The following is a 17,550-nucleotide window of genomic DNA, read 5'->3' as shown; positions in this document are numbered from 1 at the left end:
GGTGGGGGGGGTCCTCCCCCCCCCCCCCCACCCCCCTGCGCCCGGCGCACCGTCCCGCGGTCGGGGCTATTTCTCGGGCAGGAGCCCGCGCGGCGAGAGGCGCAGCACCACGAGCAGGATCAGCCCCATGGTCAGCAGGCGCATGTTGGCGGCAGAGCCGGCCAGATGCGCCTTCAGCGCGCCCTCGGGCAGCGGCGCGGCGATCCAGGCCATCAGCCAGTTGCCCCAGGGCTCGACCTTCACCCAGAGATACCAGGTCAGCACCCCGCCCAGCACCGCGCCCCAGTTCGAGCCGGAGCCGCCCAGGATCACCATCACCCAGACGATGAAGGTGAAGCGCAGCGGGTTGTAGCTGCCGGGCGTCATCTGCCCGTCGAGCGTGATCATCATCGCCCCCGCCAGCCCGATCACCGCGCCGCCCAGCACGAAGATCTGCAGGTGCCGGCGCCGGACGTCCTTGCCCATCGCCTCGGCCGCGGTCTCGTTGTCGCGGATCGCGCGCATCATCCGCCCCCAGGGCGAGTGCAGCGCCCGCTCCATCAGCACCACCAGCACCACCAGCACCGCGAGGAACAGCCCCGCCCAGCACAGCTGCACCCAGAGCGTCGAGGCCAGCACCGGCGTCAGCCCCCAGCCGTCCGCGCGCGCGACGAAGGCCGGGTCCTGCTGGAGCGCCACCTCGTAGGGGACCGGGCGGGGGATCCCGGTCACGTTCTTCACCCCGCGCGCGAGCCAGTCCTCGTTCTTCAGCACCGAGGTGATGATCTCGCCGATCCCCAGCGTCGCGATCGCGAGATAGTCCGAGCGCAGCCCCAGCGCGGTCCTGGCCACGATCCAGGACGCGCCCGCCGCCAGCAGCCCGCCCACCGGCCAGGCCAGCAGCACCGGCAGGCCGATCCCGCCCAGATAGCCCTCGGCCGCGGGGTTCACCGACTCGATCGCCGCCACCGCCGGGTCGAAGAGCGCGCGGTAGAGGAAGAAGCCCCCGACCAGCACCGCGATCACCGCGAGCGTGCGCGCCCAGCCCCGCGCCATCCGCCGCGCGACCAGGATGGCCAGCGCCACCACCGCCACCGCGCAGGCAAGCGCCAGCGCCATGCGCGCGCCGCCGCCGGCCCAGGCCGCGCCCACCGGCGGCATCGCGATCAGCACCGGCGCGAGGCCGCCGATCGCCACCATGCCGACGACGCCGGTGTTGAACAGCCCCGCATAGCCCCACTGCATGTTCAGCCCCAGCGCCATCACTGCCGAGATCAGCCCCATGTTCAGGATCCCCAGCGCCGAGTTCCAGGACCCGGTCAGCCCCTCGACCAGCAGCAGCGCGATCATCGCCGCGAACAGCAGCGGCCCCCGCCAGGGCTGGGCGGGACGGGTTGCGACATGTCCGCTCATACCGATTTCCCCTTGAAGAGGCCGGTGGGCCGCACCAGCAGCACCGCGATCAGGATCAGGAAGCTGACCGCGAACTTGTACTCGGTCGACAAAAGCTGCCCCAGCCCCTCGGGCTGCAGCGCCGCCGGCAGGACGTAGCCCGCGACCTTCTTCCAGGCATAGGTCACCGCGACCTCGGAATAGGCGATGACGAAGCCGCCGGCGATGGCGCCGACCGGGTTGCCGAGGCCGCCGACGATGGCGGCGGCGAAGATCGGCAGCAGCAGCTGGAAGTAGTCGAAGGGCCGGAACGCCTTGTCGAGCCCGTAGAGCGTGCCCGCGATCGTGGCGAGGCTGGCGGCGATGATCCAGGCCACCCGCACCACCCGGTCGGGATTGATCCCCGACAGCAGCGCCAGATCCTCGTTGTCGGAGAACGCCCGCATCGACTTGCCGGTGCGGGTGCGGTTCAGGAACCAGAACAGCCAGGCCACGACCGCGATCGCGGTCACCACCGTCACCACCTGCGTCGCGCGCAGCGCCAGCGGCTCGTCAAGGCCGGTCGCCTCCTTGAAGTCGCGCGCGGCGATGACGAAGCGGGCGCCGTCGGCGAAGGTGATCGCGTCGACCCCGATCAGAAGCCGCGTGAGGCCGTTCATCACGAACATCACCCCCAGCGAGACGATGACGAGGATCGCCGGCGCCGCCCGGACCCGGCGATAGAAGCGGTAGACGACGCGGTCGGTGCCCAGCACCAGGCCCACGCAGGCCAGGATGCCGAAGGGCAGCGCCAGCAGCGCCGTCGGCAGCGGCGCGATCGACAGGCCCCAGGACTGCATCGCCCATGTGACAAGGATCACGCAGGCGGTGCCGAAGGCCATGGTGTCGCCATGGGCGAAGTTCGAGAAGCGCAGGATGCCGTAGATGATCGTCACCCCCAGCGCGCCCAGGCTCAGCTGCGCGCCATAGGCCGTGGCCGGGATGACGACGAAGTTCAGCAGGGCGACGATCGCGTTGATCCAGTCGGTCACGCGGTCACCTCGCAGGTCATCATGTCGATCCCCGGCGCGACGCCGGTCGCGACCGGCTGGCGGATCCGCAGCGCCGTGGTCTCGCTGGTCAGCGCCAGCGTGACCAGCACCTCGCCCGCCTCCAGCCAGACCCAGGGGCCGGTGCGGGCCGGCGCGCGCGCGGGCATGGGCGAGGGCGTGACGGTGGCCGAGCCGTCTTCGGCCGTGACGGTGTAGTCGCCGGCGCCGGCGGCGTCGGTGCTGACCGGGGCGATCGTGACGCGCAGCGATCCATAGGACGGGGTGCAGGTGTTCTGCGTGTCGCAGACCCGCTCGATCGCGCAGTCGAGCGTGAGGCGCGCGCCCTCGGCCAGGGCGGGCAGCGGCAGGGCCATCGCGGCCAGGGTGATCAGGAAACGCATGGTTCAGCCCCCCAGGAAGGTGCGGCGCACCTCGGGATCGGCCATCAGCCGCGCCCCGGTGTCGGTGTAGCGGTTGGCGCCCTGCACGAGCACATAGCCCATGTCGGCGATCTCGAGCGCCTGGCGCGCGTTCTGCTCGACCATCAGGATCGAGATGCCGGTGCGGGCGACCTCGATGATGCGGTCGAACAGCTCGTCCATCACGATGGGCGAGACGCCGGCGGTGGGTTCGTCCAGCATCAGCAGTTTCGGGCGCGTCATCAGCGCGCGCCCGACCGCGACCTGCTGGCGCTGGCCGCCCGACAGCTCGCCCGCGGGCTGGCGGCGCTTGGTCTTCAGGATCGGGAACAGGGCATAGACCTCCTCGATCGTCGCCGCGATGTCGTCGCGGCGCAGGAAGGCGCCCATCTCGAGGTTCTCCTCGACGCTCATGGTCGGGAAGACGTTGCGCACCTGCGGCACGAAGCCCATGCCGGCGGCGACGCGGGCCTGCGGCGACAGCGTCGTGATGTCGGTGCCGTCCAGCGTCACGGTGCCCGCGCGCAGCGGCAGCATCCCGAAGACGGCCTTCATCGCGGTGGACTTGCCGGCGCCGTTCGGGCCGACGATCACCGCGATCTGGCCCTTTTCGACGGCGAGCGTGCAGGAATGCAGGATGTCGGCCGCGCCGTAGCCGCCGGTCATCTCCTTCGCGATCAGGAACGGCTCAGCCATCGGCCTTGACCTTGTTCTTCAGGCCGGTGCCCAGGTAGGCCTCGATCACCGCCTCGTTTTCCATGATGTGGGCGGCGGGGCCCTCGGCCAGCACCTTGCCCTCGGCCATGACGATGACCGGGTCGCACAGGCGGCCGATGAAATCCATGTCGTGCTCGATCACGCAGAAGGTATAGCCGCGCTCGCGGTTCAGCCGCACGATCGCGTCGCCGATCGTGTTCAGCAGCGTCCGGTTCACGCCGGCGCCGACCTCGTCGAGGAAGACGATCTTGGCCTCGACCATCATCGTGCGGCCCAGCTCCAGCAGCTTCTTCTGCCCGCCCGAGAGGTTGCCGGCCTTCTCCTCGGCCAGGTGCGGGATCGTCAGGAATTCAAGCACCTCGTCGGCGCGGGCCTTCAGCGCGCGCTCCTCGTCGCGGATGCGGGCGCGGGCGAACCAGGCGCTCAGGATCGACTCGCCGGTCTGCGCGCCCGGCACCATCATCAGGTTCTCGCGCACCGTCATCGTCGGGAATTCATGCGCGATCTGAAAGGTGCGCAGCAGGCCCTTGTGGAACAAGGCATGCGGCGGCAGGCCGGTGATGTCCTCGCCATCCATCGTCACCCGTCCCGAGGTCGGGGGAAGGACACCCGCGATCACGTTGAAAAGCGTCGATTTCCCGGCCCCGTTCGGTCCGATCAGCCCGGTGATCGACCCGGTGGCGATCGTCAGGCTGGCGCCGTCGACGGCGCGGAAGCCGCCGAAATGGCGATGCAGGTTCTGGACCTGGATCAATGTCTTACCCCCTGGTCTTCACGCGATGCGCAAAGAACGCGCCGTTATCGGCTGCCTGTTCTGGAACATGTCGGCCCGGGCGCTGCCGCCCGGGCCGGAGGTCTCAGCGATAGCCGACCTCGACCATCTTGCCGCCCTCGAACGACAGCTCGCGGTACGAGCCCGCGCTCTCGCCGCCGCCGATGAACTCGACCGAGGTCGCGCCGACGTAGTCGACATCGGTCCCCGCTGCGATCAGGTTGAGCGCCTTGCCCAGCTCGCCGGGCAGGATCGGCTCGCCGGGGCCGTTGGCGACGTCCATCACCGCCTCCTTGTATTTCGCCGGGTCGGACGAGCCCGCCTTGGCCATCGCCAGCAGGATCAGCGCCGCCGCGTCGTAGCTTTCGGCCGCGAACGAGGTGGTGCCGTCGAAGCCCGCGTCGGTGGCCATCTTCAGGAAGGCGTCGCGGCCCGCCCCGGCCGAGGCCGGGTTCTGGCCGAAGGAGCCCTCGATCTCGGGGCCGAACTGGTCCTCGAGCGTCGAGCCGATCATGCCGTCGGGGAAGACGAAGGTGTCGAAGGCGGCGGTGTCGAGCGCCGCGCGCAGCACGCCCGCGCCGCCCTGGTCGATGTAGCCCGCGATCACCAGCGCCTCGCCGCCGGCCGAGGCGAGGGCCCCGACCTCGGCCGAATAGTCGGCCTTGCCGTCCTCGTGCGGGGCGTTGATCGTCACCGTGCCGCCGGCCTCCTTGAAGGCGGCCTCGAAGCTTTCGGCCAGGCCCTTGCCGTAGTCGTTGTTGGTGTAGGTGACGGCGACCGAGTCGATGCCGTGCTCCTTGATGATCTCGGTCATCACCACGCCCTGGCGCGCATCCGAGGGCGAGGTGCGGAAGAACAGCCCGTTGTCCTCCATCGACGACAGCGCCGGCGAGGTGGCCGAGGGCGAGATCATCACGATGCCGTTCGGCATGGCGACGTTCTGCAGCGTCGCGATCGTCTCGCCCGAGCACATGCCGCCGACGATGCCCTTCACCCCGTCCTGGGTGATGATGCGGGTGGCGGCGGCGGTGGCGGCGGCGGCGTCGATGCAGGTGCTGTCGGCGCGCACCCCGGTCACGGTCGAGCCGTCCAGCAGCTTGCCCGACTGCGTCACCTCGCTCATGGCGAGCTCGGCGCCCTTCTCCATGTCGGGCGCCATCGATTCCAGCGGCCCGGTGAAGCCCAGCGACACGCCCAGCTTGATCTCCTCGGCGCCTGCGACGCCGGCGGTGAAGATGGCCGCGGTGCTGGCCAAGAGCAGCTTTTTCATCAGTTTTCTCCCTGTGAGGACATCCGTCCCGGGCGAAAGGTTACGGTGCGTTGACCGTGTTGTGAAGCGTCGCGCCGCCGCCGTGACGCGAGGCCACCTTCCGATCCGGCCGCCGATGCCTAGCTTGAAAGCAGGGTGCCCGCATCGGCGCCACCCGATCCCCCGATCCCCGGTCAGGGCCGCCGCGCGGCGCCCGGACCCCGCGACAGGAGCGACCGAGATGACCCGATCCCACTGCCTTGCCCCCCTTGCCCTGCGGCTGTCGCTGGCGGCGCTGCCGCTTCTGGCGCCGGGGCTGGCGACAGCCTCGGTGGTCGAGACATCGGCCGGGCCGATGCGGATCGCGCCGATGGCCGAGGGGCTCGAGGAGCCCTGGTCGCTGGCCTTCCTGCCCGACGGCGGCTTTCTGGTGACCGAGCGCGGCGGCGCGCTGACCCGCTATCCGGCCGGCGGCGGCAGCGGCACCGCGATCGGCGGGCTGCCCGCGCTGCGGGTCGCCGGGCAGGGCGGGCTGCTCGAGGTGATGGTGCCGGCCGATTTCGCGACCCGGGGCGAGGTGCTGATCTCCTATGCCGCCGAGGGCGAGGGCGGCGCGGGCACCACGATCGCCGCGGCGCGGCTGGGCGAGGACGCGCTGGAAGACCTGCGCGTGCTGTGGCAGATGCGCGGCGGCGGCAGCGCCGGGCAGCATTTCGCCGGCAAGATCGCCGAGGGGCCGGACGGCGCGATCTATCTCACCACCGGCGAGCGCGGCCTCGGCGCGCCGGCGCAGGACCCCGAGAGCGGCATCGGCGCGGTGATGCGGGTCGCGCGCGACGGCTCGGGCGCCGAGGTGGTCAGCTGGGGCCACCGCAACCCGCAAGGCCTGGCCTTCGACGCCGAGGGCCGGCTCTGGGTCTCCGAGCATGGCGCGCGCGGCGGCGACGAGATCAACCTGATCCGCGAGGGCGCGAATTACGGCTGGCCGGTGATCGCGCATGGCGTGAACTACGACGGCAGCCGGATCGGCGAGGGCACGGCCCGGCCCGGGATGGAACAGCCGGTGCATTACTGGGACCCCTCGATCGCGCCCTCGGGGCACATGGTGCATTCCGGCACCGGCATCGCGGCGTGGCGGGGCGACCATTTCCTCGGCTCGCTCAAGTTCGACTACATCGCGCGGATGGACCCCGACGACTGGTCCGAGGAGCGGATCGAGGCGCCGGAGACCGGCCGGGTGCGCGACCTGCGCGAGGCGCCGGACGGCGCGGTCTGGTTCCTGTCGGTCGACGACGGCGCGGTCTACCGGATGGCGCCCGAGGGCTGAGCCCCGCGCGCGGGGCGGCGCGAACGCAGCGGCGCGCTTGCCCGGCCGGCCGCGGCGCGATAGGGGCGATGCCATCATGTCCGATCCGTCGCTTCACGCCGAGGGCGCGCCGCCCGAGCCGCCCGCCGCCTTCAACATGGCGCGCCACGTGCTGGCCGCGGGCGCGGCCACGCCCGACCGGATCGCGTTGCAGATCCTGCGCCCCTCGGGTGCCGAGCGCTGGAGCTATGGCCGGCTGATCGCCGCGGTGCGCGGCGTCGCGGCGGGCCTGCGGGCCGAGGGGCTGGTGCCGGGCGACCGGGTGCTGCTGCGTCTGGAAAATTCGGTGGAGTTTCCGCTCGCCTTCCTCGGGGCGATCGCGGGCGGCATGGTGGCGGTGCCGACCCCGGCCGGGCTGACGGTGCCCGAGATCACCGCGATCGCCCGGGGCCTGCGGCCCGCGGTCGTGATCACGGGCGCGGGCGTCGCCGTGCCCGAGGGCGGCCACCCCGTGATCACGGCCACGCGGCTTGCCGACTGGGCGCTGTCCGCCGAGGGCGGGCCGGATGGCTGGGACGACGGCTGGCACATGGGCCCGCCCGACCGCCCGGGCTACATCGTCTATACCTCGGGCACCTCGGGGCAGTCGCGCGGGGTGGTCCATGCCCATCGCGCGATCCTGGCCCGGGCGATGATGCACCAGGGCTGGTACGGGCTGACGCCCGCCGACCGGCTGCTGCACGCGGGCGCGTTCAACTGGACCTACACGCTGGGCACCGGGCTGATGGACCCCTGGACGGTGGGGGCCCAGGCGCTGATCCCGGCGCCCGGCTCGACCCCGGCGCAGATCGCGCTCTACCTGCGCCGCTTCGACGCGACGCTGTTCGCCGCGGCGCCGGGCGTGTTCCGGCAGGTGCTGCGCGCGGCGCCGGCGCTGTCGTTGCCGAAGCTGCGCCACGGCCTCTCGGCCGGCGAAGCGCTGCCCGAGAGCCTGCGCGAGGCCTGGCGCGCCGCGACCGGGACCGAGATCCACGAGGCGCTGGGGATGTCCGAGATCTCGACCTTCGTCTCGGCCTCGCCGTCGCGGCCGGCGCCGCCGGGGGCGACCGGCTGGCCGCAGCCGGGGCGGCGGGTCGCGGTGCTGGGCCCCGACCACCAGCCGGTGCCGCGCGGCACGCCCGGGGTTCTGGCGGTGGACCGCGCGGATCCGGGGCTGTTCCTCGGCTATCTGGATGCACCGGCCGAGACCGCGGCGCGGCACGCGGGCGGGTGGTACCTGACCGGCGACATGGCCACGATGGCGGCCGACGGTGCGATCACATATCTCGGGCGCGACGACGACATGATGAATGCGGGTGGCTTCCGGGTCAGCCCGCTCGAGGTCGAGGCGGCGGTCGCGCGGCACCCGGCGGTGGCCGAGGTCGCCTGCGCCGAGGTGGCGGTGAAGGACGGCGTGCGTGTGATCGCAGCCTTCTACGTCGCCCGCGCCCCGGTGACCGAGGCGGAGCTGAGCGCCCATGCACAGGCCTGTCTCGCGCGCTACAAGCAGCCGCGGCTGTGGATCGCGGTTGACGCGCTGCCGAAAAACGCCAATGGCAAGGCCAACCGCCGCGCATTGCGCGACGGCTGGCGCGCGCCTGCCCGGCGCCCCGACACCGAAGACGACAAAGACCACAGCGCCGACCCCGCGCCGTGACGACCCGGGGCCACGGGCCCCAGCGGCGACCGCTTCCGGCCAGGCCCGGGACCGGCCGCAGGACATCGGGCCGCCCCCGGCCCGCATTCTCGGAAAGACCCATGATCCGTCTCGACATCATCGCCGATTTCGCCTGCCCGTGGTGCTACCTCGGCAAGGCGATGCTCGACCGCGCGCTCGAGGCGCGCCCCGACCACCCCTTCGCCGTCGCCTGGCATCCCTACCAGCTCGACCCCGGCCTCCCGCGCGAGGGCATGGACCGGATCGACTACGTCAAGGCCCGCTTCGGCTCGGTCGACGAGATCCTGAAGGTGCACGAGCCGCTGCTGGCCGAGGCCGAGCGCGCCGGGGTCGAGCTGAACCTGCCCGCGATCGAACGCCAGCCGAACACGCTCGACGCCCATCGCCTTGCGCATTGGGCCGGGATCGAGGGGCGGCAGGCGGCGGTGGTCTCGGGCCTCTACCGCGCGTTCTGGCGCGAGGGGCGCGACATCTGCGACCCCGAGGTGCTGGCGCGCATCGCCGGCGCCGCCGGCATGGACCGCGACATGGTCGCGCGGCTGCTGGCAAGCGAGGCCGATGTCGAGGAGGTGCGCAAGCGCATCGCCCATGCCGCCGAACGCGGCGTGCGCTCGGTCCCGTCCTTCATCGTCGCCGACACCCATGCGATCGCGGGGGCGCAGCCGCCCGCGCTCTGGCTGCAGGTGATCGACGAGCTTCTCGCAAAGGACGCGCCCGATGCCGAGTGACACCAGCCCCGCGGCGCTCGGCGCCGGCCCGGTCAAGCGCCTGCCGCTGCCCGAGTTCATCGGTCTCTTGGCGATGCTGTTTGCCACCATCGCCTTCTCGATCGACTCGATGCTGCCCTCGTTCCCGAGCATCGCCCGGGACCTCTCGCCGCAGGACCCGAACCGGGTGCAGCTGGTGATCACCATCTTCATGCTGGGCATGGGGCTTGGCACGCTGTTCGCCGGCCCGATCTCGGACGCGATCGGGCGCAAGGTGACGATCACCTGCGGCATCGCGATCTACATCCTGGCCGCGCTCACCGCCTGGCGCGCCGAAAGCCTGGAGATGCTGCTGGCCGCGCGGTTCCTGCAGGGCATCGGCGCCTCGGGGCCGCGGATCGTCGCGGTGGCGATGGTGCGCGACCTCTACCAGGGCCGCGAGATGGCGCGGGTCACCTCGCTCGTGATGATGATCTTCATCCTCGTGCCGGCGATCGCGCCCTCGCTCGGGGCGGCGATCATGGCGGTCACCGGCTGGCGCGGCATCTTCCTGGCCTTCGTGATCTTCGCCACCTGCAGCGCGGCCTGGCTGAACCTGCGCCAGGCCGAGACGCTGGAGCCCGCCCGCCGCCGCCCGCTGCGCCTCGGCGCCCTCGCGGCCGGCGCGCGCGAGGTGCTCTCGGACCGCGAGGTGCGGATCTACACGCTGACCCTGACGCTGGGCCAGGCGCAGATGTTCGCGACGATCTCCTCGGCGCAGCAGCTGTTCTCGCAAACCTACGACCGCGCGGCAAGCTTCCCCTTGTGGTTCGCGGTGATGGCGCTCCTGGCCGGCGTCGGCTCGATGCTGAACGCGCGCTTCGTGGTGCGGCTGGGGATGCGGCGGATCGTCATCTGGGCCTATGCGATGCAGACCGTGGTCTCGATGGCGATGGTGGCGCTGACCTTCTCGGGCGCGCTCGCGGGGGCCGAGGCCGGCTGGGGCTTTGCGCTGTTCTTCGTCTGGATGACCTCGCTCTTCTTCATGATCGGGGTCACCTTCGGCAACCTCAACGCGCTCGCGCTGCAGAAGATGGGCCATCTCGCCGGGATGGCGGCCTCGGTCGTCGGCTGCCTCTCGACGGTCTGCGCCGTGGTGCTGGCGATCCCGATCGGCCTGGCCTTCGACGGCACCGACCGGCCGCTGGTGCTGGCGACGCTCGCCTGCTCGGGCCTCGCGCTGATCCTGATGCGCCGCACCGTCTCGAACGGGTGAGAGGAAGAACAGGGGGAGGCGCGCCTCCCCCTGACCCCCTGCGATTTCGACTTTGCACAAATATCCCGGGGGTGAGCCCGTCAGGGCGAGGGGGCAGCGCCCCCTCTTTTTTCACCGCTTGCCCTTGGCCTTGCCCGGCGGCGCCGGGCGCGAGACCGCTTTCGGCGCGGCGGGCGGCGTGGTCCCGGATTTCGCCTCGATCAGCTTCTCGGCCAGCGATTTCGCGATCGCGAAGGCGCCCTTGATCCGCTCGGCCTCGGTCGACCAGTCGCGCGCCAGCACGATCTTGTTGTCCTTGATCTTCGCCGCACCGCCCTCGGCATGGACGAACTCCACCAGCCCGGCGGGGGCCGCGAACTTGTCGTTGTGGAACTGCACCGTGGCGCCCTTCGGGCCCGCGTCCAGCTTGGCGATGCCCGCGCGCTTGCACATCGCCTTGATGCGGATCACCAGCATCAGCGTGTTCACCTCGCGCGGCAGCTCGCCGAACCGGTCGATCAGCTCGGCCGCGAAGCCCTCGAGCTCGACCTTCTTCGTCAGCCCGCTGAGCCGCCGGTAAAGCCCCAGCCGCACGTCGAGGTCGGGGACATAGTCCTCGGGGATCAGCACCGGCACGCCGAGGTTGATCTGCGGCGCCCATTGGCCGTCGTCCTCGGGCGTCGTGCCGAAATCGCCCGCCTTCAGCCGCGCGATCGTCTCCTCCAACATCGCCTGGTAGAGCTCGTAGCCCACCTCCTTGATGTGGCCCGACTGCTCTTCGCCCAGAAGGTTGCCCGCGCCGCGCAGGTCGAGGTCCTGGCTCGCCAGGTTGAAGCCCGCGCCAAGGGTGTCGAGGCTGCCCAGCAGCCGCAGCCGCTTGGTGGCCGCAGGCGTCAGCGGCGCGCGGGGCTTGGTGGTCAGGTAGCAATAGGCGCGGGTCTTCGCCCGGCCGACCCGGCCGCGGATCTGGTAAAGCTGGCTCAGCCCGAACATGTCGGCGCGGTGAACGATCATCGTGTTGGCGGTCGGGATGTCGAGGCCGGATTCGACGATCGTCGTGGCCAGCAGCACGTCGTAGCGCCCGTCGTAGAAGGCGTTCATCCGGTCATCCAGATCGCCCGCCGCCATCTGGCCATGGGCGGTGACGAAGCTGACCTCGGGCACCTGCTCTGCCAGGAACCTCTCGATCTCCGCCAGGTCCGAGACCCGCGGCACCACATAGAACGACTGCCCGCCGCGATAGTGTTCGCGCAGCAGCGCCTCGCGCACGGTCACCGCGTCGAACTCGCTGACATAGGTGCGGATCGCCAGCCGGTCCACGGGGGGCGTGCCGATGATCGACAGGTCCCGCACCCCGGTGAGGCTCAGCTGCAGCGTGCGCGGGATCGGCGTCGCGGTCAGCGTCAGCACGTGGATCTCGCTGCGCATCTCCTTCAGCCGTTCCTTGTGGGTGACGCCGAAGTGCTGCTCCTCGTCGATGACCAGCAGGCCGAGGTTGCGGAACTTCACCGATTTCGCCAGCACCGCATGGGTGCCGATGACGATGTCGACCGTGCCCTCGGCCAGCCCGTCGCGCGTCGCCTGCGCGTCCTTGGCAGACACGAAGCGCGACAGCGGCTTCACGGTCAGGGGCGTGCCGCGGAAGCGCTCGGCAAAGCTGCGGTAGTGCTGGCGCGCCAGCAGCGTCGTCGGCGCGATCACCGCGACCTGCGCGCCCGACATCGCGGCGACGAAGGCCGCGCGCATCGCGACCTCGGTCTTGCCGAAGCCGACGTCACCGACGATCAGCCGGTCCATCGGCGTGCCGCGTTCCAGATCCTCGACCACGTCGCCGATCGCGCTCAGCTGGTCGTCGGTCTCCTGATAGGGGAACTTGGCGCAGAACGCCTCCCAGTCGTGGCCGGGGGCCTCCATGATCGGGGCGGCGCGCAGGTGGCGCTCGGCCGCGACGCGCATCAGCCGCTCGGCGATCTGGCGGATGCGCTCTTTCAGCGCCGCCTTCTTCGCCTGCCAGGCGCCGCCGCCGAGCTTGTCGAGGATGCCCTCCTCGTGGCCGTAGCGGCTCAGAAGCTCGATGTTGACGACGGGCAGGAACAGCCGGTCGCCGCCCTGGTATTCCAGCGAGACGCATTCGATCGTGGCGCCGGTGACGGTGAGCGTCTCGAGCCCCTTGTAGCGCCCGACGCCGTGGTCGACATGCACCACCAGGTCGCCCGGGGAAAGCGATTGAGCTTCGGTCAGGAAGTCCTTGGCCCGCTTGGCCTTCCGCGAGGGGCGGATCAGCCGCTCGCCCAGCACGTCCTGCTCGGACACCACCGTCAGCCCGTCGGCCTCGAAGCCCGAATCCAGGGGCCAGATCGCCAGGTGCAGCTTGCGCCCCTTCTCGGGCAGGTCGCGGATGTCGGCGATCAGGGTCGCGCCGCCGGTGCCCTCGTCCTCGAGCAGGCCCTTCAGGCGTTCGCGCGCGCCCTCGGACCACGAGGCGATGACGACGTTGCCGGTCTGAAGCCGCGCCTTCACATGGTCCGACAAAGCCGCGAACAGGCTGAGGTTCTCGACCTGGCGCTCGGGGGCGAAGTTGCGCCCGATCCGGCCGCCGGCATCCAGCGCCCCGGGCCCGGTCGGCTGCGGCAGCACCGACAGCTGGATCCGCCGCTGCCCCGACAGCGCCGCCTCCCAGGCGGCATCGTCGAGGTAGAGAAGATCGGGCGGGCAGGGCTTGTAGACCGCGTCGACCCGGTCACGCCGCTTCATCGCTTCGCGCCGGTTCTCGTACTGGTCGGCGATCTGGCTCCAGCGTTCGGTCCTGAGCGCCTCGACCCCGTCGTCGAGCATCACCGAGGCGCCCGGCAGGTAGTCGAACAGCGTCTCGAGCCGGTCGTGGAAGAACGGCAGCCAGTGTTCCATGCCCGCGTGCTTGCGCCCCGCGCTCACCGCCTCGTAGAGCGGGTCGTCGGTGCCGGCGGCGCCGAACTCGATGCGGTAGTTCTGCCGGAACCGGGTGATCGAGGGCTCGTCCAGGATCACCTCTGAGACCGGGGCGAAGTCGATCCGGGTCAGCTTCTCGACCGTCCTCTGTGTCTCGGGGTCGAAGAGCCGCGCGCCGTCGAGCACGTCGCCCCACAGGTCAAGCCGCACCGGCCCCGGCATCCCCGGCGCGAAGACGTCGATGATGCCGCCGCGCACGGCGAAATCGCCCGGTTCGGACACGGTCGCGGTCTGGGAAAAGCCCATCCGCACCAGCCAGTCCTTCAGCCGCCCCTCGTCGAGCGCGCCGCCGACGCGGGCCGAGAACGAGGCGCCGGCGATGACCTCGCGCGCGGGCAGGCGCTGCGAGACCGCGTTGAGCGTGGTGAGCAGGATCACCGGCGCGGGCAGCCCCGCCGCCAGCGCCGCCAGCACCGCCATCCGGCGCGAGGCGACCTCGGCATTGGGCGACATGCGGTCGTAGGGCAGGCAGTCCCAGGCCGGCAGCCGCATCACCGGCGCCTCGGGTGCCATGAAGGCGAGGGCGGCGCGCATCGCCTCCATCCGCCGTTCGTCGCGCGCGACATGGATGACGGGCGCGCCGCGGGCAAGCTCGCGGGCGAGGAGGCGGGCGTCGAAACCCTCGGGCGCGCCCGAGAGCAGGATCCGGGAGGACTGGGTCATGGCGGTGAAGTCGGCGCTGGCGCGGGGGTTGTCAACTGCGAACCGGGGTCAGAGCACGCGCAGGCTGAGGTTCTGCAGCATGCCCCACATCGCGGTGAGCAGGATCGAGAGCATGGCGATGATCTGCACGACCAGCCGGTGGGTCATCAGCCGCTGGTACATCGGCGCCAGCGCCTCGGTGTCGCCGGTTTCGGCGTTGGCGGCGGCGTGGGCTTGGGCCTGGGCCTGGGCCTGGGCCTGGGCGCTGGCCTGGGCGGGGCCGCCCTCGGCGTACCAGTCGGAATCGAGCAGCTGCGCGAGCCGCAGCGTCAGCGCCCCCACCACGCTGAGCGGCAGGAAGATCAGGAACAGCGCCTGGCCCAGCTGCAGCCCGTAGCCGAAGCCCAGGATCGCGGTCGAGGTCAGCAGGCCCGCGACCACCGCCACGACCAGCGTGCCGGCGGTGCGGTGGATGTAGAGCAGCCGGTTGAGGCTGATGCGCAGCATCGCCACCAGGTCGGTCTCGGCCTGGCCATGCAGGCGGCGGGCGCGGCTGACCATGTCCCAAGGCACGCCGGCGACGGTATGGGCGACGCGGCTCCAGGTCACGGCGAGCGCGATCCAGTACCACAGGTTCGAGAACGACCGCATGTCGATCACAGAGGATATCGTGTCGAAGAGGTTCACGCGGAAGCGCCGGTCCCTGGAAGGCGCCCCGGGCGGCCGTGCCGCGGCGGCAGGTCGCGGCGGTCGGAGCGGGGGGCGGCTTGATCATTCTCGTCCGTTCCGTGTAACCGCTTGGAACGTGCGCGCCAAGTGCAAGTCGCCCACAGCCAGCCGCCCAGAACCAGTCGAGGTCATCATGTCCCGTACCGTTCCGCCGATCGTCGCCGCCTATCCCTCGGGCCGGCCGCGGCGGCTGCGACGCACGCCGGGGCTTCGGGCGCTGGTGGCCGAGACGGTGCTGACGCCCGCCGACCTGATCTGGCCGATCTTCGTGACCGACGTGCCCGGCGCCGATGTCGAGGTCGCCTCGATGCCCGGCGTCCGGCGGCTGACGGTCGAGGGCGCCGTGCGCGCGGCCGAGCGCGCGGCCGAGCTGGCGATCCCGGCCCTGTGCCTGTTCCCCTTCACCGACCCCGCCCGCCGCACCGAGGCCTGCGCCGAGGCCTGGGACCCCGAGAACATCACCAACCGGGCGATCCGGGCGATCAAGGCCGCGGTGCCCGAGGTGATGGTGATGACCGACATCGCGCTGGATCCCTACAACATCAACGGCCATGACGGGCTGGTGCGCGACGGGGTGATCGTGAACGACGAGACGGTCGAGGCGCTGGTGCGGATGGCGCTGGCGCAGGCCGATGCCGGGGCCGACATCCTGGGGCCCTCGGACATGATGGACGGCCGGATCGGGGCGATGCGCGCGGCGCTCGAGGCGGCGGGGCACAAGGAGGTGGCGATCCTGAGCTATGCCGCCAAGTTCGCCTCGGGCTTCTACGGGCCGTTCCGCGACGCGGTCGGCGCCTCGGGACGGCTGGTGGGCGACAAGAAGACCTACCAGATCGATCCCGGCAATGCCGAGGAGGCGCTGCGCGCCGTCGCGCGCGACCTTGCCGAGGGCGCCGACATGGTGATGGTCAAGCCGGGGATGCCCTATCTCGACATCTGCCGGCAGGTGAAGGACGGGTTCCGGGTGCCGGTCTTCGCCTACCAGGTCTCTGGCGAATACGCGATGCTCGAGGGCGCGATCCGCAATGGCTGGCTGGACCGCAAGGTCGTGGCCGAGACGCTCGTCGGGTTCAAGCGGGCGGGCTGCGACGGGGTGCTGACCTATTACGCGCCCGAGGTCGCCGAGGCGCTGCGGGGCTGAGCGACGGCCGGACGCGGGCCGGAGGATCGCTGGGCGGGGGCAGGGGCAGGACTGGGGCCGGGCACGCGGCCGGGCACGGGCAGCCGGGCGGGTTCAGGGTGCCGGGGCGCGGGAGGGGGCTCCGCCCCCGCGGCTGCGCCGCCCCCCGGGATATTTTCACCAATGCGAAAGTGGCGCGCGCCGGCGCGGGCGGCCGCGGGTTTCCGCCGGGGCCGGCGCCGCAGGCGCGTGACAGGGGCCGCGCTTTGGCCTAGGGTTTGTGGCCAGAGGCCGTGAAGGCCCAATGTGTGAGGTGTGCCCCGCGGGGCCGAGCAAGGGATCCGGATGATGGTTGATCGGGTGGTGTCGCGCCGCGGGCTGGTGCTGGGCGGGGGCGCGTTGCTGGGATTGGCGGCCTGCGGCAACGGTGTCGGGGGCAGCCGGGGCCTGCAGCTCGATGCGCGGGTCGACGCGACGCGCGACTACCTGCGCCAGCGCTATCCGGGCACGGCCGACCTGATGAGCCGCGCCTCGGGCATCCTCTACATGCCGCTGATGACCGAGGCCGGGCTGGGGATCGGCGGCGCCTATGGCCAGGGCGCGCTGCGGATCAACGATGTCACCGTCGACTTCTATTCCGCGACCCAGGCGAGCTTCGGGCTGCAGATCGGGGCGCAGCAATATGCCCATGCGCTGTTCTTCATGACGCCCGAGGCGCTGGCGCAGTTCCGGTCGAGCCCGGGCTGGGTCGCGGGGGCGGATGCGAAATACGCCACGCCGCAGGACGGCGGCTCGCTGGGGGCGGACACGACCACGACGATGACCCCGGTCATCGCCATGGTCTTCGGCCAGGCCGGGCTGATCGCGGGCGCCACGGTCGAGGGCACGAAGTACACCCGGATCATTCCCTGACCGGAACCGGCGTCCGGCGCCGCAGTCTGGCGCCGCCGTCTGGCACCGTCGCCGGGAGGCGCCGTCTGGCGCCGTCGCCGGGGGGCACGTCGGCCCGGGGCGGGCGCGCGCCTTGGTCTCCGGCGCGCCGGAGACCGTGCGGGGGGCGCCGGGCGGGCGGGTCAGCCGTCGTCGCCGTAGCGCTCGTCGTCGTCATAGACATCCTCGCCGTCGGGCAGGTACTTGCCCGAGACCTTCAGCGAGTGGTCGTCGTGGCGGGGGTCCATGACCACGTCCGACGGCAACTCGCCCGAGAGCCATTCGCGGATCTCCTGCGCGGCCTCCGACGTCTCCTGCCCGGTCAGCTCGGCGATATAGGCCACGAAGGCGCGCTGGTCGCCGTCGATGTCCTCAAGCTCGGCCTCGTCGGCCCCGGGCCAGCGGTCGCTGATCGCATCGAAGAACGCGGCCCAGTTGTCGCTCACATGCTGCCATTTCATCGCGGGGGCCCTCCTTGGTCTGCCTCTGATGTTTGGCCATCAACGGCAAGCGGCCCCCAAACGTTCCCGGCGCCGCCGCAGGTTTTCACCCGCCGATCCTCGCGCCGGCGGGGCGCCGCGCAAAGAGCCGGGATCGTTCGGATTTTCTGCAATACGG

At 71.4% G+C, this 17,550-nt stretch carries 15 protein-coding genes; 6 read left to right on the top strand and 9 right to left on the bottom strand.

Features of this window, described 5'->3' with window-relative positions:
• Positions 1-66 precede the first annotated feature (66 nt).
• From V8J39_RS04085 to V8J39_RS04060, 6 genes are all read right to left on the bottom strand, one after another.
• Positions 67-1,392: a branched-chain amino acid ABC transporter permease gene (locus V8J39_RS04085; RefSeq protein WP_442902545.1), complete on the bottom strand. Its 1,326-nt coding sequence runs from the start codon at positions 1,390-1,392 to the stop codon at positions 67-69.
• Complete coding sequence (locus V8J39_RS04080) at positions 1,389-2,402, bottom strand: branched-chain amino acid ABC transporter permease (protein WP_336459578.1); 1,014 nt, start codon at positions 2,400-2,402, stop codon at positions 1,389-1,391. Before V8J39_RS04080 ends, V8J39_RS04085 begins: the two co-directional genes overlap by 4 nt.
• Positions 2,399-2,803: a hypothetical protein gene (locus tag V8J39_RS04075; RefSeq protein WP_336459577.1), complete on the bottom strand. Its 405-nt coding sequence runs from the start codon at positions 2,801-2,803 to the stop codon at positions 2,399-2,401. The genes V8J39_RS04080 and V8J39_RS04075 overlap by 4 nt, the downstream gene beginning before the upstream one ends.
• Positions 2,804-2,806: 3 nt before the next feature.
• Positions 2,807-3,517, bottom strand: coding sequence for an ABC transporter ATP-binding protein (locus tag V8J39_RS04070; protein ID WP_336459576.1), 711 nt, complete (start codon positions 3,515-3,517; stop codon positions 2,807-2,809).
• Complete coding sequence (locus V8J39_RS04065) at positions 3,510-4,292, bottom strand: ABC transporter ATP-binding protein (protein ID WP_336459575.1); 783 nt, start codon at positions 4,290-4,292, stop codon at positions 3,510-3,512. Before V8J39_RS04065 ends, V8J39_RS04070 begins: the two co-directional genes overlap by 8 nt.
• Positions 4,293-4,395: 103 nt before the next feature.
• The gene (locus tag V8J39_RS04060) at positions 4,396-5,580 is read right to left on the bottom strand and encodes an ABC transporter substrate-binding protein (protein ID WP_336459574.1); all 1,185 of its coding nucleotides are present in this window, start codon (positions 5,578-5,580) and stop codon (positions 4,396-4,398) included.
• Between the two features lie 220 nt (positions 5,581-5,800).
• Between V8J39_RS04060 and V8J39_RS04055 the strand changes: the two genes are divergently transcribed.
• The 4 genes from V8J39_RS04055 (at position 5,801) to V8J39_RS04040 (ending at position 10,544) form a co-directional block, all read left to right on the top strand.
• Positions 5,801-6,886 (top strand): PQQ-dependent sugar dehydrogenase, encoded by a 1,086-nt coding sequence (locus tag V8J39_RS04055; RefSeq protein WP_336459573.1) that lies wholly within the window; start codon positions 5,801-5,803, stop codon positions 6,884-6,886.
• A 76-nt stretch (positions 6,887-6,962) separates the two neighbouring features.
• A complete protein-coding gene (locus tag V8J39_RS04050; RefSeq protein WP_336459572.1) occupies positions 6,963-8,561 on the top strand; it encodes a class I adenylate-forming enzyme family protein in 1,599 nt (532 codons plus the stop codon).
• Positions 8,562-8,662: 101 nt separating this feature from the next.
• Positions 8,663-9,310 carry a DsbA family oxidoreductase gene (locus V8J39_RS04045; protein WP_336459571.1) on the top strand — a complete coding sequence of 216 codons (648 nt, stop codon included), beginning with the start codon at positions 8,663-8,665 and terminating at the stop codon, positions 9,308-9,310.
• A complete protein-coding gene (locus V8J39_RS04040; RefSeq protein WP_336459570.1) occupies positions 9,300-10,544 on the top strand; it encodes a multidrug effflux MFS transporter in 1,245 nt (414 codons plus the stop codon). Before V8J39_RS04045 ends, V8J39_RS04040 begins: the two co-directional genes overlap by 11 nt.
• A 111-nt stretch (positions 10,545-10,655) precedes the next feature.
• On the opposite strand, the gene mfd is transcribed toward V8J39_RS04040, so the two are convergent.
• Together mfd and V8J39_RS04030 are read right to left on the bottom strand one after the other, a co-directional pair.
• Positions 10,656-14,174: a transcription-repair coupling factor gene (mfd, locus tag V8J39_RS04035; RefSeq protein WP_336459569.1), complete on the bottom strand. Its 3,519-nt coding sequence runs from the start codon at positions 14,172-14,174 to the stop codon at positions 10,656-10,658.
• Positions 14,175-14,222: 48 nt separating this feature from the next.
• Positions 14,223-14,804 carry a component of SufBCD complex gene (locus tag V8J39_RS04030; protein ID WP_336460193.1) on the bottom strand — a complete coding sequence of 194 codons (582 nt, stop codon included), beginning with the start codon at positions 14,802-14,804 and terminating at the stop codon, positions 14,223-14,225.
• Positions 14,805-15,015: 211 nt separating this feature from the next.
• Between V8J39_RS04030 and hemB the strand changes: the two genes are divergently transcribed.
• Both hemB and V8J39_RS04020 read left to right on the top strand, forming a co-directional pair.
• Complete coding sequence (hemB, locus tag V8J39_RS04025) at positions 15,016-16,023, top strand: porphobilinogen synthase (RefSeq protein ID WP_336459568.1); 1,008 nt, start codon at positions 15,016-15,018, stop codon at positions 16,021-16,023.
• Between the two features lie 324 nt (positions 16,024-16,347).
• Entirely contained in the window at positions 16,348-16,914 is a 567-nt protein-coding gene (locus V8J39_RS04020; protein WP_442902544.1) for a YSC84-related protein, read from the top strand.
• 161 nt (positions 16,915-17,075) lie between these two features.
• On the opposite strand, the gene V8J39_RS04015 is transcribed toward V8J39_RS04020, so the two are convergent.
• Complete coding sequence (locus V8J39_RS04015; protein ID WP_336459567.1) at positions 17,076-17,393, bottom strand: hypothetical protein; 318 nt, start codon at positions 17,391-17,393, stop codon at positions 17,076-17,078.
• Positions 17,394-17,550: the final 157 nt, after the last annotated feature.

The sequence above is a fragment of the Frigidibacter sp. MR17.24 genome (assembly GCF_037095655.1).
In the GTDB taxonomy this organism is placed as follows: Bacteria; Pseudomonadota; Alphaproteobacteria; order Rhodobacterales; family Rhodobacteraceae; genus Frigidibacter.
Note: the sequence above shows the minus strand (reverse complement) of the source record. Positions and strands in the feature narration are given on the sequence as shown.

Coding starts and splice junctions, on each gene's coding strand:
- V8J39_RS04085 (WP_442902545.1), bottom strand. CDS start 1,392: ATGAGCGGACATGTCGCAACCCGTCCCGCCCAGCCCTGGCGGGGGCCG.
- V8J39_RS04075 (WP_336459577.1), bottom strand. CDS start 2,803: ATGCGTTTCCTGATCACCCTGGCCGCGATGGCCCTGCCGCTGCCCGCC.
- V8J39_RS04070 (WP_336459576.1), bottom strand. CDS start 3,517: ATGGCTGAGCCGTTCCTGATCGCGAAGGAGATGACCGGCGGCTACGGC.
- V8J39_RS04060 (WP_336459574.1), bottom strand. CDS start 5,580: ATGAAAAAGCTGCTCTTGGCCAGCACCGCGGCCATCTTCACCGCCGGC.
- V8J39_RS04055 (WP_336459573.1), top strand. CDS start 5,801: ATGACCCGATCCCACTGCCTTGCCCCCCTTGCCCTGCGGCTGTCGCTG.
- V8J39_RS04050 (WP_336459572.1), top strand. CDS start 6,963: ATGTCCGATCCGTCGCTTCACGCCGAGGGCGCGCCGCCCGAGCCGCCC.
- V8J39_RS04045 (WP_336459571.1), top strand. CDS start 8,663: ATGATCCGTCTCGACATCATCGCCGATTTCGCCTGCCCGTGGTGCTAC.
- V8J39_RS04040 (WP_336459570.1), top strand. CDS start 9,300: ATGCCGAGTGACACCAGCCCCGCGGCGCTCGGCGCCGGCCCGGTCAAG.
- mfd (WP_336459569.1), bottom strand. CDS start 14,174: ATGACCCAGTCCTCCCGGATCCTGCTCTCGGGCGCGCCCGAGGGTTTC.
- V8J39_RS04030 (WP_336460193.1), bottom strand. CDS start 14,804: ATGCGGTCGTTCTCGAACCTGTGGTACTGGATCGCGCTCGCCGTGACC.
- hemB (WP_336459568.1), top strand. CDS start 15,016: ATGTCCCGTACCGTTCCGCCGATCGTCGCCGCCTATCCCTCGGGCCGG.
- V8J39_RS04020 (WP_442902544.1), top strand. CDS start 16,348: ATGATGGTTGATCGGGTGGTGTCGCGCCGCGGGCTGGTGCTGGGCGGG.
- V8J39_RS04015 (WP_336459567.1), bottom strand. CDS start 17,393: ATGAAATGGCAGCATGTGAGCGACAACTGGGCCGCGTTCTTCGATGCG.